This window comes from Halorubrum sp. Boch-26, assembly GCF_029889805.1.
Taxonomy (GTDB): Archaea; Halobacteriota; Halobacteria; order Halobacteriales; family Haloferacaceae; genus Halorubrum.
Genome location: NZ_JARANT010000060.1, coordinates 1 through 16599, shown reverse-complemented (window position 1 = coordinate 16599; position 16599 = coordinate 1). Strand labels below are relative to the sequence as shown.

Annotated in this window: 13 protein-coding genes and 1 tRNA gene; 10 read left to right on the top strand and 4 right to left on the bottom strand. The window is 70.1% G+C overall.

Annotation, left to right across the window (positions count from 1 at the left end):
- From OQF71_RS09710 to OQF71_RS09685, 6 genes are all read left to right on the top strand, one after another.
- Positions 1–934, top strand: a 934-nt coding sequence (locus tag OQF71_RS09710; RefSeq protein ID WP_280587345.1) for a molybdopterin-dependent oxidoreductase, incomplete at its 5' end; no start/stop codon positions are given.
- Positions 935–1390: 456 nt separating this feature from the next.
- Positions 1391–2689 (top strand): MFS transporter, encoded by a 1299-nt coding sequence (locus OQF71_RS09705; protein ID WP_280587348.1) that lies wholly within the window; start codon positions 1391–1393, stop codon positions 2687–2689.
- Positions 2690–2745: 56 nt separating this feature from the next.
- Positions 2746–3735 (top strand): serine/threonine-protein kinase Rio1, encoded by a 990-nt coding sequence (gene rio1, locus OQF71_RS09700; protein WP_280587344.1) that lies wholly within the window; start codon positions 2746–2748, stop codon positions 3733–3735.
- 103 nt (positions 3736–3838) lie between these two features.
- Positions 3839–4381, top strand: a complete 543-nt coding sequence (locus OQF71_RS09695; RefSeq protein WP_280587343.1) for a KH domain-containing protein — start codon at positions 3839–3841, stop codon at positions 4379–4381.
- A gap of 420 nt (positions 4382–4801) precedes the next feature.
- A complete protein-coding gene (thsA, locus tag OQF71_RS09690; RefSeq protein WP_280587347.1) occupies positions 4802–6454 on the top strand; it encodes a thermosome subunit alpha in 1653 nt (550 codons plus the stop codon).
- A 360-nt stretch (positions 6455–6814) separates the two neighbouring features.
- Positions 6815–7471, top strand: a complete 657-nt coding sequence (locus OQF71_RS09685; protein WP_280587342.1) for a lactate utilization protein — start codon at positions 6815–6817, stop codon at positions 7469–7471.
- A gap of 269 nt (positions 7472–7740) precedes the next feature.
- Here the strand turns inward: OQF71_RS09685 and OQF71_RS09680 are convergent.
- Positions 7741–7814 (bottom strand) — tRNA-Lys (locus tag OQF71_RS09680).
- Positions 7815–7937: 123 nt separating this feature from the next.
- Between OQF71_RS09680 and OQF71_RS09675 the strand changes: the two genes are divergently transcribed.
- A complete protein-coding gene (locus OQF71_RS09675; RefSeq protein WP_280587341.1) occupies positions 7938–9293 on the top strand; it encodes a M20/M25/M40 family metallo-hydrolase in 1356 nt (451 codons plus the stop codon).
- Here OQF71_RS09675 and OQF71_RS09670 read toward each other — a convergent pair.
- The 3 genes from OQF71_RS09670 to OQF71_RS09660 all read right to left on the bottom strand — a co-directional run bounded on the left by OQF71_RS09670 (position 9269) and on the right by OQF71_RS09660 (position 11923).
- Complete coding sequence (locus OQF71_RS09670; protein WP_280587340.1) at positions 9269–9934, bottom strand: hypothetical protein; 666 nt, start codon at positions 9932–9934, stop codon at positions 9269–9271. The two genes, OQF71_RS09675 and OQF71_RS09670, sit on opposite strands and share 25 nt — an antisense overlap.
- Positions 9935–10223: 289 nt before the next feature.
- Complete coding sequence (hisA, locus tag OQF71_RS09665; protein ID WP_280587339.1) at positions 10224–10964, bottom strand: 1-(5-phosphoribosyl)-5-[(5-phosphoribosylamino)methylideneamino]imidazole-4-carboxamide isomerase; 741 nt, start codon at positions 10962–10964, stop codon at positions 10224–10226.
- A gap of 137 nt (positions 10965–11101) precedes the next feature.
- The gene (locus tag OQF71_RS09660; protein ID WP_280587337.1) at positions 11102–11923 is read right to left on the bottom strand and encodes a hypothetical protein; all 822 of its coding nucleotides are present in this window, start codon (positions 11921–11923) and stop codon (positions 11102–11104) included.
- A gap of 182 nt (positions 11924–12105) precedes the next feature.
- On the opposite strand from OQF71_RS09660, the gene OQF71_RS09655 reads away from it, so the two are divergent.
- The 3 genes from OQF71_RS09655 to OQF71_RS09645 all read left to right on the top strand — a co-directional run bounded on the left by OQF71_RS09655 (position 12106) and on the right by OQF71_RS09645 (position 16403).
- Positions 12106–13383, top strand: coding sequence for a thiamine ABC transporter substrate-binding protein (locus OQF71_RS09655; RefSeq protein ID WP_280587336.1), 1278 nt, complete (start codon positions 12106–12108; stop codon positions 13381–13383).
- 133 nt (positions 13384–13516) lie between these two features.
- Positions 13517–15259: an iron ABC transporter permease gene (locus OQF71_RS09650; protein WP_280587346.1), complete on the top strand. Its 1743-nt coding sequence runs from the start codon at positions 13517–13519 to the stop codon at positions 15257–15259.
- A complete protein-coding gene (locus OQF71_RS09645; RefSeq protein WP_280587335.1) occupies positions 15240–16403 on the top strand; it encodes an ABC transporter ATP-binding protein in 1164 nt (387 codons plus the stop codon). Before OQF71_RS09650 ends, OQF71_RS09645 begins: the two co-directional genes overlap by 20 nt.
- Positions 16404–16599: the final 196 nt, after the last annotated feature.

Genomic DNA, 16599 nt, shown 5'->3' with positions numbered 1-16599 from the left:
TAACGTCGACGTCTGCGGGACGGTCTCGATGATGCCGGTCGCCGGGTTGCCCGTCGCGGGCCACGTCGAGCGCGCGCTCGACGACGCGTTCCTGATCGTCCAGGACGCGTTCCGATCCGACACCGTCGAGCTGGCGGACGTCGTCCTCCCGGCGGCGACGTGGGGGGAGTCCGAGGGGACGACGACGAACATGGAACGGCGCGTCTCGCGGGTCACCGCGGCGACCGATCCGCCGGGAGACGCCCGCCAGGACCTCGACATCATCGCGGCGGTCGGCGACCGGATCCACTCCGGTCTGTTCGAGGACCCGCCGCTGGACCCGGCCGCGGTGTTCGACGAGATCCGCGACCTCACCGCCGGCACGACGGCCGACCTGTCCGGGATCTCCTACGACCGGCTCGCGTCGGAGCTGGCGGTCCGCTGGCCCGCCCCGACCGCCGACGCGGAGGGCGGCTACCGGTACCGCGACGACGGCGACTGGTCGTTCGACACGGCGTCGGGGCGCGCGCGGTTCTCGACGGTCGCGCACAGCGAGGTCCCCGAACCGGTCGACGGGGAATACCCGCTCACGCTGACGACGGGGCGGGCCGACGGCGTCTACAACACGGGCGTCCGGACGGGAGACGACGACGGGAACGGCCGTCCGACGGCGCGGATCCACCCGGAGACGATCGCTCGGCACCTGGCGGCGTTCGACCGGGGGGAGACGGTGATCGCGTCCCGCCGGTCCGCGGTTCGAGTCGCGGTCAGCCCGAACGACGACGTCCCGCCCGGAATGGTCTGGCTGCCGATTCACTACGGGGCGATAAACGAGCTCACGCTGTCCGCGGTCGACCCGGACTCCGCCGAACCGAACTTCAAGCAGTGCGCGGTGCGGATCTCGGCTCCCGACCGACGGGAGCGACGCGACTACGAGGCGGTCGCCGCCGAGTGATCCGCGGCCGGCGTTTTCCGGACGCGTCCCGTCCGCGTCGAGGACGGCGTTCCCTCGACGCGATCCTTAGACCATATAATGAACAACAATTTGGTATATTATTTTGTCTTGTTGGTGTTATAGGGTTTATTAGTTTGGTAATCAAACTTCTGCAATCAGACGATGAAATAAATCCATCTCGAACCGCGGATTACGCTATTACTCATTCCATCGTGAATTAGCGCACATATGTTCAGCAGTTATCTTATTAAGCTCAAGTTCGTGTGCCTTCAACGTGAATAAACTCAGATGCGGAATCACACGAACGGTTGAGTGTGAGAAACCAACGCTCGGAGCGGGATGCTCGCACGCGTGGGCGGTCATCCGGCCCTCGTCGTCGGTTCCGAGGACGGCCGGACCGGATCGGCGGGTGACGGGCGGTCCCCAGAGGTGGTGCGCGTGAACAGCCCGATCCGGATGACGAAGTACCGGACGCTGCTGCTCGCGACGGTCGGGTTCAACTTCTCGTTCCTGATCTGGTTCTCGTTCGCGCCCTTCACGGGGCCGATGGCCGAGGAGTTCGGGCTGTCGCTGGCCGAGATCGGCGTCCTGGCGAGCGCGGCGATCTGGCTGGCGCCGTTCGGCCGGATCCTCACCGGGTGGCTCTCGGACCGGTTCGGGGCGCCGACGATCTTCGCCATCGTCTTGGCGTACGTCGGCGTCTTCTCGATCTGGAGCGCGTTCGCCGAGTCGTACGCGACGTTCTTCGTCACGCGGCTGATCGTCGCCACGGCGGGGATCACGTTCGTGATCGGGATCCAGCACGTCTCCGAGTGGTTCGAGGCGGACGAGCTCGGCACCGCGGAGGGGATCTACGCCGGGATCGGCAACGCCGGCGCGGCCGGCGGGGCGCTCGTGCTCCCGAGGGTGTTCTCCGCCGGGTGGAACGGGCCGATCTTCGACACGAACTGGCGCGCCGCGTTCTTCTACACCGGCGTGGTGTCGATCCTGCTGGCGGGCGTCTACTACGCGTTCGGCGAGGCCGCCAAGAGCAGCGAGAAGCGCGCGGCGACGAAGGAGAACGCCGGGCTGAGAGAGTGGATCTTCACCGCGACCAGGTACGGAACGGTGGTCCTGGCGCTCGCGTACGTGATGACGTTCGGGCTCGAGCTCTCGATGAACGGCTGGCTGGCCACCTACTACCGCGAGGGGTTCGACACGCAGAACCTCGTGTTGGCGTCGACGTTCGCCGCGACGTTCTCGGTCGCCGCCGGGCTGCTGCGGCCGATCGGCGGGTACGTCAGCGACCGGCTGGCTCGGGCCGAGCGGGATATCATCCCGCTCTTCACGGGTCGCTACCGCGAGCAGTGGACGTTCGTCTCGCTGTGTTTCGTCGTCCTCGCGATGTTCGGGATGACGCTCGCCGGCCTCTCCGGTCGGGTGCTCGTCGCCGTGGGCGCCGGCTTCCTCGTCGGCATGGGCTGTGCGTTCTCCGAGGGCGCCATCTTCGCGCAGGTGCCCGCGATGTTCCCGGACAGCTCCGGCGCGGTGGCCGGCGTCGTCGGCGGCGTCGGCACGGTCGGCGGGATCGTCTACCCGCTGGTGTACGCGGCCCCGTTCCTCCCGACCCTCCACACCGGCTACGCGGTCGTCGGAGCGTCGATGGTCCCGATCGTCCTGCTGGCGGCGTGGGTGTTCCAGCCGCGGATCGCCGAACGGGCGACGGACGACGGGTTGGTGACCGGGAGCGACGGGGCGCCGGTCGCCGACGACTGACGGAGCGGCCCGCGGACCCCCTCGCTTATCCCTCGCGGTGTCGAACGTCGAGGCGAATGAGCGAGGAGTTCGTCCTGCTAGAGCCCGACGATCAGCCCGGCGACGAGTGGGAACAGCTGGACGTCTCCGACACGGAGGCGGACCGGATCGCCCGCCGACAGGACCGGGAGTTCGACGAGTTCCGCAAGCGGATCAAGGACACCGAGCAGTTCAAGCTTCAAGAGTCGGTGTTCGACGACGCGACGCTGGCGGCGGTGTACAAGCTCGTGCAGGACGGCTACGTCGACGCCTTCGGCGGCCCGGTGTCGACGGGGAAGGAGGCGAGCGTCTTCGAGGCGCTCGGCGGGCAGGCCGGCGAGCGGCCGGAGCCCGGCTCCGCGGCGGCGGGCGGCGGTCCGGAGGGCGTCCACTCGGAGCGCGAGGTCGCCGTGAAGGTGTACCGGATCAACTCCTCGAACTTCCGGCAGATGCGCGACTACCTCGAGGGCGACCCCCGGTTCGAGGGGATCGCGAGCGACAAGAAGGCGGTCGTACTGGCGTGGACCCGCAAGGAGTTCGCGAACCTCGAACGCGCGCGGAAGGCGGGCGTTCGCGTTCCCGAGCCGATCGCGGTCCAGCGGAACGTCCTCGTGATGGAGCTCGTCGGCCACCCGGAGGACCGCGCCCGACGGCTGAACGAGGTCGACGTGGAGAACCCCGAGACCGCCTACGAGGTCGTTCGCGAGTACATGCGCCGGCTCTACCGCGCCGGGCTGATCCACGGCGACCTCTCGGAGTACAACATGATCATCCACGACGGCGAGTTGGTGATCATCGATATGGGGCAGGCCGTGACGGTCCACCACCCGAACGCCGGCGAGTTTCTCCAGCGCGACTGCGAGAACGTGGCGGCCTTCTTCACTCGGGAGGGGATCGACGTCGACCCCGACGACCTCCGCGCGTACGTGACGGAGCCGGAGGCCGAAAACGAGGAGTCGGAGGCCAAAGACGACGAAGAGCCGAACGCTGACTCGACCGCCGAATCGACGGGAGAGTCGGATCGGTAGAGCGTAGCGACATCGTCCGCAGACGGCCGAATACCTCCGTCATACGACCGCACGCCCGGAGCCGGCGGACACGTTTAAAAGGCTTCGCCGGGTATTTCGCCGTATGCAACACGTGACGGTTCCGCAGGACCGTATCGGCGTCGTCATCGGCGCCGGCGGCGAGACGATGCGAGAGATCGAGGAGCGGGCGAACGTGCGGCTCGACGTGGACTCGGAGTCGGGCAGCGTCGCCATCGAGGAGCGCGACGACCCCGTCGCCGCGATGGTCGCGCCGGACGTGATCAAGGCGATCGGGCGGGGGTTCACCCCGGAGACGGCGCTGTCGATCCTCGACCACGACCTCCGGACGCTCGATCTGATCGACCTGTCCGAGCACACCCGCAACGACAACGACCTCCAGCGCAAGAAGGGCCGGATCATCGGCGAGAACGGCCGGACCCGCGAGCTGCTGGAGGAGCTGTCGGGCGCGAACGTCGTCGTCTACGGCTCGACGGTGGGCGCCGTCGGGCAGCCCGAGGAACTCGAAGTGGTTCGTCGGGCCGTCGGGATGCTGTTGGACGGGGCTCCGCACGGCGCGGTGTACTCCTACTTGGAGCGCATGTCGAACGAGCTCGACGACGACGTAAACTTCAACGCGCCGCAGTAAGCGGAGTTTGGTGTCGCCGTCGGGGTCGCGGTTGTTCGGTTATAACTGACTACCACTGGCGACGCGGTGACCGCCTCCAAAGCCCAGCCGCTGGCGCCTTCGCCGCCGGCTGCTAGAGGCGCTTTGCGCCTCGCTGCCGCGACGACTCGGGGCCTCGCTGCGGTCCTCGGTCGCTCGCACCCCTCGCGGCCTGACGGCCGCTCGTAGGCGCGCTCCACCGCGATCTACGTATAACTAAAGATGACCGTGTCCCGACGCGCGATCTGTTGGTCATATAAACACCCGTGATAACGAGACACATGCAGGCCGATACTCCCCCACCGTGTTGCGATTTGGCACGCTTCGAACGATGGGTTTATATAGAATCACAAACAATCAATGGTTGTAATGTCACAGCGCCAGCGGATGGGCAATCAGCCCATGATCGTACTTTCTGAGGAGTCGCAGCGTACCTCCGGAAAGGACGCGCAGAACATGAATATCACGGCCGGCAAGGCGGTCGCGGAGTCGGTCCGCACAACGCTCGGCCCGAAAGGGATGGACAAGATGCTCGTCGACTCGGGCGGGTCCGTCGTCGTCACGAACGACGGCGTCACCATCCTGAAGGAGATGGACATCGACCACCCGGCGGCCAACATGATCGTCGAGGTAAGCGAGACGCAGGAGGAGGAGGTCGGCGACGGCACCACCTCCGCGGTCGTGGTCGCCGGTGAGCTCCTCGATCAGGCCGAGGAGCTCCTCGATCAGGACATCCACGCGACGACCCTCGCCCAGGGGTACCGCCAGGCCTCCGAGAAGGCCAAGGAGATCCTCGAGGAGGACGCCATCGACGTCTCCGAAGACGACTACGACACGCTCGTCGAGATCGCCGAGACGGCGATGACGGGCAAGGGCGCCGAGAACTCCAAGGACCTCCTCGCCGAGCTCGTCGTCGACTCCGTGCTCGCAGTCGCTGACGACGACGGCATCGACACGGAGAACGTCTCCGTCGAGAAGGTCGTCGGCAGCTCGATCGACCAGTCCGAGCTCGTCGAGGGCGTCATCGTCGACAAGGAACGCGTCGACGAGAACATGCCCTTCGCCGTCGAGGACGCGGACGTGGCGCTGTTCGACGGCGCCATCGAGGTCAAGGAGACCGAGATCGACGCCGAGGTCAACGTCACCGACCCCGACCAGCTCCAGCAGTTCCTCGACCAGGAGGAGGAGCAGCTCCGCGAGATGGTCGACCACTTCGTCGACATCGGCGCCGACGTCGTCTTCGTCGGCGACGGTATCGACGACATGGCCCAGCACTACCTCGCGCAGGAGGGCATCCTCGCCGTCCGCCGCGCGAAGTCCGGTGACCTGAATCGCCTCGCCCGCGCGACCGGCGGCCGAGTCGTCTCCAACCTCGAGGACATCGAGTCCGAGGACCTCGGCTTCGCCGGCTCCGTCGCCCAGAAGGACATCGGCGGCGACGAGCGCATCTTCGTCGAGGACGTCGAGCAGGCGAAGTCCGTCACCCTCATCCTCCGCGGCGGCACCGAACACGTCGTCGACGAGGTCGAGCGCGCCATCGAGGACTCGCTCGGCGTCGTGCGCACGACGCTGCTCGACGGGCAGGTCCTGCCCGGCGGCGGCGCCCCCGAGGCCGAGCTCGCGCTGCAGCTCCGCGACTTCGCCGACTCCGTCGGCGGCCGCGAGCAGCTCGCCGTCGAGGCGTTCGCCGACGCGCTGGAAGTCGTCCCGCGCACCCTCGCCGAGAACGCGGGTCTCGACCCCATCGACTCGCTGGTCGACCTCCGCTCCCGGCACGACGCCGGCGAGTTCGGCGCCGGTCTCGACGCCTACACGGGCGACGTGATCGACATGGAGGCCGAGGGCGTCGTGGAGCCGCTCCGCGTCAAGACCCAGGCCATCGAGTCCGCCACCGAGGCGGCCGTCATGATCCTGCGCATCGACGACGTCATCGCGGCCGGCGACCTCAAGGGCGGCGGCTCCGACGACGGCGGCGACGAGGGCGGCCCCGGCGGCGCGCCCGGCGGCATGGGCGGCGGCATGGGCGGCATGGGCGGTATGGGCGGCGCGATGTAAGCGTCCGATAGGACAACTACACCACCCACGCCGACCGCAGTCGTTCCGCTGGACCGACCCGCTGACCGACCGTCGCGCGCCCCCTTCGGGCCTCGACGACACGCGATCTTTATCGACGACCGACCGCGGAGCCGCCGGCTCGTCGCTCACAACGCCGGTCCGCTCGTCCCGCGCGTCACGAACCGAGCGGTCGCCCCGCCGACACGAGGATAACACCGGTGTCACCACCAGACACGGGTGTTCGCGAGTCGTTAAGTGTCGTCCGCTCCTCGACTCGGACACGATACGGACCCGGCGTCTCCCGGCGTGGACTCACCCACGGAGAGGCGCATCGCGGTCCCGATTCGCGTTCACTTCACCATGCCACAACAGAAAGCGGACTACGCAGACGACACCGAGATCGACGACGCGCTCGACCAGCTCCCCGACGACGAGACCGTCGAATCGGCGGTCGCCGGCCTCGAAGCCAGCGGCTTCGACGTGATCGTCGTCGACGACGCCGACGAGGCGTTAGAGACGGTGAAATCGCAGATCCCCGACGGGGTCTCCGTGATGAACGGTCACTCGACGACGCTCGAGGAGATCGGGTTCGACGAGCTCCTGAGCGAGGGCGACCACGAGTGGGAGAGTCTCCCGAACGAGATCTGGAGCATCGACGACGACGACGAGCGACAGGCGGCGCGCCGGAAGGCCCAGACGGCGGACTACTTCCTCGGCGGTATCAACGCGGTCGCGGAGACGGGCGAACTCGTCGCCGCCGACCTCTCCGGTAGCCGGATCGGGGCGTACCCGTTCGCCGCCGGCAACGTGGTCATCGTCAGCGGCGCGAACAAGATCGTCCCCACCCTCGACGACGCCCTCGACCGGCTGGAGTCGGTCGCGTACCCGCTGGAGAACGAGCGCGCCCAGGAGGCGTACGGCGTCGAGTCGTCGATCGCGAAGCAGCTCATCTACCGGCAGGAGACGGAGGAGGGCCGGACGACGGTCGTCCTCGTGCGCGAGCGGCTCGGGTACTGAATTCGGTTTCGACGGCGACGCGTCACGCGCTGTTTCCCTCGACTTCGACGAGCCGGAGCGGCGGCGTCGCTCGCGATGTTGCTCGCGGCGGTATAGCGGGCCGGGAGGGATCCACGCGAGCGAAGCGAGCGTGGAGCCAGTCGGACCCGTGACCGAACGAAGTGAGGGGAGCGGGTCCGACGGGATTCGAACCACGGTCGCTCCGCAAGCTCCGTTCCCTGATTCGAATCCCTCTGGCGTTTTCACTGCTCCCGTTGGTCGCAGGGAAACGGGCCGGGAGGGATTCGAACCCCCGACCGTCCGGTTAAAAGCCGGACGCTCTCCCTAACTGAGCTACCGGCCCAGACACGGATCGGTAGGGACAGACCACGGATAAACGTTTAGAAACCACCCGCGGCGGGCCCAGCGAAACGCCGTCGTCCGGTGGATCCGAAACGGTTTCCCGGGCGCCGCCGTCGCCGCGAGCATGGACTTCGACATGCGAGCGTTCGCCGCCGACCTCTGTCGGTTCGCCTCCACCGCCGGCGAGGAGGCGGCCGCGGCCGACTTCGTCGAGGAGCGGCTCGACGACCTCGGCTTCGAGACGTACGCGTGGGACGCCGCCCCCGAGATCCTCGCGGAGCACCCCTCCTTCCCGGACGACCTCGACGAGGCGGACGTGGCCGGACGCCGGAGCGTCGGGGGCGTGCTCGAACTCGGCGAGGCGAGCGCAGCGGGGGAGGGGAAGGGAGACGCCGGCGACGCCACCCCCACGGTCGTCCTGAACGGCCATATCGACGTGGTCCCCGCCGAGCCCGCGGAGTGGTCGAGTGACCCCTTCGAGCCGGAGTGGGGGGAGACTGACGTCGACGGCGACATCGATATCGACGCCGACAGCGACGGCGAGACCCTCACCGCCCGCGGCGCGGCGGACATGAAGTCGGGGGTCGCGGCGTGCGTGGGCGCGGCGCTCGACGTTCAGGCGTCGGTCGCGGCGGGGGAGTTCGACCTCCCCGCGGGCGGGCTCCGCGTCGTCGTCGAGGCGGTCGCGGGCGAGGAGGACGGCGGGTACGGCGCGGCGACCGCGGCGCTCGCGAATCCGTACCCCTTCGAGCGCGACGCGGCCATCGTCGCGGAGCCGACCGAACTGCGGCCCGTGGTCGCCACCGAGGGGTCGCTGATGGCGCGACTCGAACTGACCGGGCGGAGCGCGCACGCCGCCACGCGCTGGCGCGGCGAAGACATCCTCCCGCGGTTCGAGGCGATCCGGGAGGCGTTCGTTGAACTGGAGGCCGAGCGCGGCGAGTCGGTGACGCATCCCCTGTACGCGGAGTTCCCGGTGTCGTGGCCGGTGGTCTGCGGGACCGTCGAGGCCGGGTCGTGGGCCTCGACGGTGCCGGCGTCGCTCACCGCCGAGTTCCGGATCGGGGTCGCGCCGGGCGAGACGGTCGACGAGGTCGAGGAGGCCTTTCGCGCGCGGCTCGACGAGGTCGCCGCCGAGGACCCGTGGCTGCGCGAGCACCCGCCGACGTTCGAGCGGTTCTCGGTGCAGTTCGAGGCGAGCGAGGTCGCCGTCGACGAACCGATCGTCGAGGCCGCGCGGGCGGGGCTCGTCGACGCCGGCCTCCCGGACCCGGAGCCGACCGGCGCGACGTACGGCGCGGACTCCAGACACTACGTCGCGGCGGGGGTCCCGACCGTGCTCCTGGGTCCGGGCGACATCCTGGAGGCGCACTACCCGGACGAGACGATCGCGTGGGAGGAGGTCGAGAAGGGACGAGCGGCGATCGCGGCCGCAGTCGGGCGGTTCGGCGAGCGTTACTCGGGCTCGCCGGCGAAGTAGTCGTCGAGCGCCTCACCGACGAGGGCGCCGGGCTCGACGGTTTGATTCGAGGCGCGGCGTCGGAGTTCCACGTAGGTGTCGAGGGGGAGCCTGACGCCGAGGTGACCGAGTTCGACGCCCGTCTCGCGGACCGCGCTTTCGACGTCGGCGCCGTCGTTGACCGCGGAGGCGACGGAGCGCACCTCGCGGACGGTGAGGTCGCCGTCGATGGTCGCCCACGCGAGGAGGTAGCGGTCGGTACCGCCGAGGCGGGCGACGTGTTTCGCCGCGCTCGGCGCGATCCGCCCGCTCGCGACCTGCCGGCGGATCGCCTGCGGCAGGTCGTGGACGCGGGCCCACTTGCGAATGAACGCCACGGAGACGTCGTCGCCCGCGCGCTCGGCGGCCGCCTTGTACGAGCCGACGCCGCGGACGAGCGCCGCGCACGCGGCCGCCCCGCGCAACATCAAGACGTTGTCCTCGTCGCCGACGTCGCCGGCCGCGAAGCGGGCCACCGTCTCGGCCGCCTCGGCCACGCTCTCTGGGTCGTCGGGGTCGAAGCCGACCGCCTCCGCGGCCCGCTCGCCCGTCACCTCGGGGTCGGCCCGGACGACGGGCTCGCCGACGGGAGAGCGTCGGTCCGCGCGGGAGTCCTCGTTCATACTACCACGTTCGGGTGTACACACATAAGCGGCCGGCACCGGGGCAGGTTTCGCTCACGACCGGGACGCGACGCCACGGGCCGAAACCGGCCGGCGACCCGCAGAGACCGACGACACCCCGTCGACGGCGATGTCGGACGTACCTGAGCCACGGGACGGCACCACGGCCATTTATAAACGGACAGAGAGGGCGCGACCCGGTGAGCGGCCCGCAGGGCCGCGAACAGGAGGGCCGAAGCTCTCCCTGGCAGCCGGCGGCGAAGCCCCCGGCGGCGCTGGAGTCAGATACTTAAATCGCATCAGCCGCGTCCTGCGCCTCCCGCAGCGCGAACGCGCCCTCGTACAGCGCGGTCCCGACGACGACCGCGCCGGCGCCGGCCTCCTTCAGCGCGACCACGTCGTCGATCGTCGCGACGCCGCCGGAGGCGATAACGGGGATATCGACCGCGTCGACCACGCTCTCGACCGCCTCGCGATTGATCCCCTCCAGCTGTCCCTCGACGTCGACGTTCGTGAATAAGACCGCGCCCGCGCCCAACTCCTCGTAGCGTACCGCGGCCTCCGCGGGGTCGAGCCCGGTCCCCTCCGTCCACCCGCTGACGACGACCTCCCCGTCCTTCGCGTCGAGGCTGACGACGACGCTCCCGGGGTGAGTCTCGTCGATCTCGGCGACTATCTCGGGCGTTTCGACGGCTGCGGTCCCCAGAATCACGCGATCGAGCCCGATATCGAGGAGCTCGCGCGCGCCCTCCGCAGCCCGGATGCCGCCGCCGAGCTGGAGGCCGATCTCGTCCGGGACGCTCCGGACCACGGCCTCGATCGCGTCGGCGTTGACGCGCTCGCCCTCGAACGCGCCGTCGAGGTCGACGAGGTGGAGCGTCCGTGCGCCCCCCGCTATCCAGCGCTCGGCGGCCTCGACCGGGTCGCCGTACCGCTTGCCAGTGCCGCGCTCGCCGCCGACCAGCTGGACGACCTCGCCGTCCTGTACGTCGACCGCCGGAATCACCTCGAACTCGGGGAAGTCGCTCATACCCGTCGGGAGTCGCGGACGCGGATTAAACGGGTCGGTTCGACGAAACGGGTCGGTTCGACGAAACGGGCCGGCTCGGACGAAACGGGTCGGCTCGGACGAAGACGCGTCAGGGGCGGGCGCGTGGGTCGCTCCCGTCAGGCCACCGAGACGATCAGCGCGGATATCTCCTCGTCGAACGCGGCCGGGTCGGTCGCCAGCGTCTCCGCCGTCTCCGCGTCGCCGACCGACTCGACGACGGCCTCGCCGTCGATCGATCCGGGAAGGGAGTCGCCGATAACCTCCGTGACCGCTTCCGAGGGGAACGCGCCGCCGGCCACGAGCACGTCGGTGCCGTCGTGCCAGACGGCGAGTCGCGCCGTAGCGCCCACGGGCTCGTCGACCGCGGTCGTCGAGCCGTCCGGGAGGGGGATCTCCCCGTCGAGCGCGAACTCTCCCTCGAAGCGCCACGCCGTCGCGGTGTGGCCGCCGGTGACCGTCGTGGTTCCCTCGTCGACCGCTTCGAGGTTCTCGATTCCGGCGTTCCGGAGCTGGGCGCGGAACGCGTCGACCGCGGCCGGCTCCACCTCCGCCATCAGCCGATCGCGACCGACACCGGCCGGGAGTGCGTCGAGGGAGGGCCTGAGGTCGATTCGGGTCGCGAAGAAGACCACCGGCGACCCGCTCGCGCCGAACGTTTCGTCGAGCGCCTCGGCGACGGAGACGTACTCGTAGATCAGCGTGCGTTCGAGGGCGCGTACGGTCACCGGCCCGTACGCCTGCTCGAAGACCGTGCTCTCCGACTCGTCGAGGAGCCGCCAGCCGTCGTCGATTCGGTCGCTCGTCACGGTCGGCTCCGGCACCGGCCCGTCGCGGGTGCCGAGACAGCCCGCGAGGCCGACGGCAGCGGCGCTCGCGCCCGCGGCGAGCAGGCGGCGACGCGTGGTTCCGGTCGGGGTTCCGCTCGACGGCTCGTTCATACCCGTCTGAAAGGCGTGTCGGCGTAAAGCGGTGTCGGCGCCGGGTTCGGGAGCGATGCCGTTCGATCCGGCGCCCGAATTCGGAAGGGACGCCGTTCGATTCGGCGCCCGCTTTCGTTAGCTGTCTCGCTCTCCGATGCCGACACGGATCACTTATAACCACTCGGTGTGACAACCGAGTAATGGCAGACGACACGGACGCGACCATCGACGAGGACGCGAGCGCACCGCGGACGCGACGGCGAGCCGGCCCCGCGACCCGTCGCCGGTTCCTAGCGCTCAGCGGCGCGGCCGCGGGCGGCGTCGCGCTCGCCGGGTGCAGCGCGCAACAGACCGGCGACGACGGCTCGGACGGAGCGAGCGACGGCGAGGAGGACTCCGACGGCGACGAGGGAGAAGACGACTCGGACGGCTCCGACGGCGACGAGGGAACGACCCCGACCCTGACGGTCGCGACGTACACCAGTTTCATCGACGCGCCCTCGGTGAGCCCGGGAGAGTGGCTCAAAGAGGAGTTCGAGTCGCGCGTCGACGCCGAGCTCGAGTGGGCGACGCCCGACAACGAGCTGAACTACTACGTCGAGCGGGCCGACTCGGGGGTGTCCATCGACGCCGACCTCTACGTCGGGCTCACCACCGAGGACCTCGTGCGCGTCGACGACCGGCTCGACGACGACCTGTTCGCCGAGCGCGGCGAGGTGGCCGGGTTCGACGACGTCCGCGACGGGCTCCTGTTCGATCCGTTCGACCGGGCGGTCCCCTTCGACACCGGCTACGTCAGCCTCGTCTACGACGGCACGGCGACCGAGGCGCCCGAGACGTTCGACGGGCTGCTCGCCGACGAGCACAGCGGCGCGCTCATCGCGCAGAACCCCGGCGGCTCCTCGACGGGGCGCTCGTTCCTGCTGCACACGATCCACCGCTTCGGCGACGGCGGCGTCGCGAGCGACGGCGACGGCGAGGCGGTCGCGGGCGGCGACGGCGAGTCCGACTACGACTACCTCGACTACTGGGCTGACCTGCAGGCCAACGACGTGCGCGTGCTCGGCTCGTGGGACGACGCCTACACCGCCTGGAGCAACGGGGAGGCACCGATGGTCGTCTCCTACTCGACCGATCAGGTGTTCGCGGCCGACGCGGGCGAGGACCTCGAACGGCACCAGATCCGGTTTTTAAACGACCAGGCGTACGCGACCCCCGAGGGGATGGCCGTCTTCGCCGACGCCGACGAGCCGGAACTCGCCCGCGAGTTCATGTCGTTCATGCTGGAGCCGGCGGTGCAGGGACAGATCGCCCAGCGCAACGTCGCCTTCCCGGCGACCGACACCGCGACGCTCCCGGACGACTACGCCGAACTCGCGAAGGAGCCGAGCGAACCGGTGACGTTCACGTACGACGAGCTCCAAGGCTCGGTCAGCCAGTGGATCGACGCCTGGGAGCGACAGTACGCCGGGAACTGAGGCCGACGGCGTGACGGACCGCCGTAGCGACGCCGAGGGCGACCCGGACCGCGGCGTCGACGCGAGCCCGCACCGAGACGCCGACGCGAGTCGCGGTCGAACCCGCTCCCTCCGCGACCGACTCGAAGGGCGGCTGCTGTCCGCGCTCGCGGTCCTCACGAGTCTCGTCCTCGTCGTGGCCTTTTATTATCCGGTCGGCACGGTCCTGATCGAGGCGGTCGTCGTCGACGGCGCGGCCACGCTGTCGGTGTTCGCCGAGCTGTTGCGTGACCCGTTCTACTTCGGCGAGTTCGCCCGGCTGTTCGCGGGCGAGTCGCCGCTCGCGGTCGCCCGCGCGTTCCTCGGGGCGGACCGTCGGCTCGGGATCATCGGGTTCACGGCGTATCAGGCCGCGCTGTCGACGATCGCCAGCGTCGCGCTCGGGCTGCCCGCCGCCTACCTGCTCGCGCGCTTCGAGTTCCCCGGCCGCCGGACGCTGCGGTCGCTGACGATCGTCCCGTTCGTCCTCCCGTCGATCATGGTCGCGGTCGGCTTCGTCGCCACGTTCGGTACCAACGGAACCCTGAACGCCGCCCTGTCGGCGCTCGGGCTCCCGCGTCTCGACCTCATGTTCTCGCTGCAGGCGATCGTGATCGCGCACGCCTTCTACAACGCGCCGCTGGTCGCTCGGGTGACGACCGCGGCGTGGGAGTCGGTCGACGCGCGCGCGGTCGAGACCGCCCGCAGCCTCGGCGCGGGACCGGTTCGGGCGTTCTACGACGTGGTCGCGCCGCAGGTGTACCCCGCCGTCCTGACGGGCGCGGCGCTGACGTTCGTGTTCACCTTCGGCACCTTCCCCATCGTCCTCGCGCTCGGCGGGTTCGAGCTCGCGACGGTCGAGGTGTTCGTCTACCGCCTCGTCCGCGACCTGAGCTACGCCGAGGCGGCCGCGCTGGCGATCGTCGAGCTCGTCATCTCCCTCGGAGTGCTGCTGGCGTACCTGCGCTACGAGGCGCGCAACACCGTCAGCGCGCGGGGCGCTCGCCCCCTCCCGCGCAGGCGCCTGCTCCCCTCGGCGCCGACCGCGCGGGAGCTCCTGCCGCGCGTCGGGCTCGCCGCCTACAGCGTCGCCGTGGCGGTCCTCTTCCTCGCGCCGATCGCCTCGATGATCCTCGCGAGCGTCACGGGGGGCGACGGCGCGCTCACGCTGGAGCACTACCGGTTCCTCCTCGACCGCCAGCGCACGGGGGCGGCGTTTCAGGTGCGGCCGTGGCCCGCGATCCGCAACTCGCTGGCGTTCGCGAGCGCGGCGACCCTCGTGTCGCTCCCGATGGGAGTCGTCGTCGCGGTGCTGACGACGCGACGCTACCGCGGGCGGAAGCTGGTCGACGCGGCCGCGATGGCGCCGCTCGCGGTCTCGGGGATCGTCGTCGGGCTCGGGCTCCTCCGCGGGCTCGTTTTCGGGGTCGAGATCGCGGGGTGGCGATTCGCGGCGACCGGCGCGGTCGCCATCGTCGTCGCGCACGCGGTCGCGGGCTATCCCTTCGTCGTCCGGACGGTCGCGCCCGGGCTGGAGGGGCTCGACCGGTCGCTGATCGAGTCGGCGCGGGCGCTCGGCGCGTCGCGGACGCGGGTGATCCGCGACGTGGAGCTCCCGCTCGTGTGGCCCGGCGTCGTCGCCGGCGCGGCGTTCGCGTTCGCCATCTCGATCGGCGAGTTCACGGCGACGGTGGTGCTCGCGACCGGCGCCGACGCGTACACGATGCCGGTCGCCATCGAACGGTTCATCGGGCGTCGGCTCGGACCGGCGACCGCAATGGGCGTCGTCCTCCTCGTCGTCACCGGGCTCAGCTTCGTCGTCATCGAGCGGCTCGGGGGTGAGCACCGTGGGCTCTGAAGAGGCGACCGCGGACGCCGGACCCGGCGGCGCCGGCGCGTCGCCCGACGACGCCCTCGACGCTTCCAACACCCCCGACGCCCCGCCGGCCGTCGAGCTCGACGGCGTGACGAAGCGCTACGGCGACACCGCCGCCGTCGACGACGTGAGTCTCCGGGTGCGCGAGGGGGAGTTCTTCACGCTGGTCGGCCCCTCGGGCTGTGGCAAGACGACGACGCTCCGACTGATCGCGGGTTTCGAGGAGCCCTCTTCCGGGACCGTCCGCTTCTTCGGCGAGTCGGTCGCGGGCGTGCCTCCGGAGGACCGCGACGTGGGCGTCGTCTTCCAGAACTACGCGCTGTTCCCGCACATGACCGTCGGCGAGAACGTCGCGTACGGGCTCAAATTCGCCGATCCGCCCGAGGGGGTCACCCGCGACGAGCGCGTCGCGGAGCTGCTCGAGTTGGTCGACCTCCCGGACGCCGCCGACCGAGAGCCGGAGAGCCTCTCCGGCGGGCAACGCCAGCGCGTCGCGATGGCGCGGGCGCTCGCGCCCGGCCCGGACCTCCTCCTCCTCGACGAGCCGATGAGCGCGCTCGATGCGCAGCTCCGCGAGCGGCTCAGGGTGCAGGTCCGACGGATCCAGTCCGAGCTCGGGATCACGACCGTCTACGTCACCCACGACCAAGAGGAGGCGCTGGCGATCTCCGACCGCGTCGCGGTGATGCGCGACGGCGCGCCCGAGCAGGTCGCGCCCCCGCGAACCGTCTACCGCGAGCCGGCGACCCGGTTCGTCGCTGAGTTCGTCGGCGACAACAACGTCTTCGAGGGACGGATCACGGCGATCGGGGACACCTCCGAGGGCTCCACCGCCGCCGCCGTCGACGTCGGCGGCGAGACGCTCCGGGTCGGCGGAGCCATCGACGTCGCCGTCGGCGACCGCCTCACCTTCTCGGTCCGCCCCGAGTACCTGCGGATCGACGAGGGCGAGAGCCGGCTCGCGGCGACCGTCGCGAGCGCGGAGTTCCTCGGCGAAACGACGCGCGTGACCCTCGACTGGGGCGGTCGCGACCTCGTCGTCCGGACCCGCGACCCCCTCTCCGGCGAGGTCGTCGTCGGCTTCGACCCCGAGGACGCGCACGTGATCGAGGTCGACGGGAGCTGACGGACGACGGTTTATAAATAGTAATACGGTTGGCGCGCCCCGGTGAGCGGCCCGGAGGGCCGCGAACCGCCGGTGCGAGGGAGTCGGTGGTCCGGAGCGACACGGAGGACCACCGACGAGGCTGGGAAGGTGTGAGGCTGCGGTTGCGGTGCGGGCGGGTGGGGCTCAAAGGGGCGGCCGCGGGGGCGGGGGCGGT

Bases quoted from the DNA above. Each gene is read 5' to 3' on its own strand.
- OQF71_RS09705 (WP_280587348.1), top strand. From the start codon at position 1,391: ATGACGAAGTACCGGACGCTGCTGCTCGCGACGGTCGGGTTCAACTTC.
- rio1 (WP_280587344.1), top strand. From the start codon at position 2,746: ATGAGCGAGGAGTTCGTCCTGCTAGAGCCCGACGATCAGCCCGGCGAC.
- OQF71_RS09695 (WP_280587343.1), top strand. From the start codon at position 3,839: ATGCAACACGTGACGGTTCCGCAGGACCGTATCGGCGTCGTCATCGGC.
- thsA (WP_280587347.1), top strand. From the start codon at position 4,802: ATGATCGTACTTTCTGAGGAGTCGCAGCGTACCTCCGGAAAGGACGCG.
- OQF71_RS09685 (WP_280587342.1), top strand. From the start codon at position 6,815: ATGCCACAACAGAAAGCGGACTACGCAGACGACACCGAGATCGACGAC.
- OQF71_RS09675 (WP_280587341.1), top strand. From the start codon at position 7,938: ATGGACTTCGACATGCGAGCGTTCGCCGCCGACCTCTGTCGGTTCGCC.
- OQF71_RS09670 (WP_280587340.1), bottom strand. From the start codon at position 9,934: ATGAACGAGGACTCCCGCGCGGACCGACGCTCTCCCGTCGGCGAGCCC.
- hisA (WP_280587339.1), bottom strand. From the start codon at position 10,964: ATGAGCGACTTCCCCGAGTTCGAGGTGATTCCGGCGGTCGACGTACAG.
- OQF71_RS09660 (WP_280587337.1), bottom strand. From the start codon at position 11,923: ATGAACGAGCCGTCGAGCGGAACCCCGACCGGAACCACGCGTCGCCGC.
- OQF71_RS09655 (WP_280587336.1), top strand. From the start codon at position 12,106: ATGGCAGACGACACGGACGCGACCATCGACGAGGACGCGAGCGCACCG.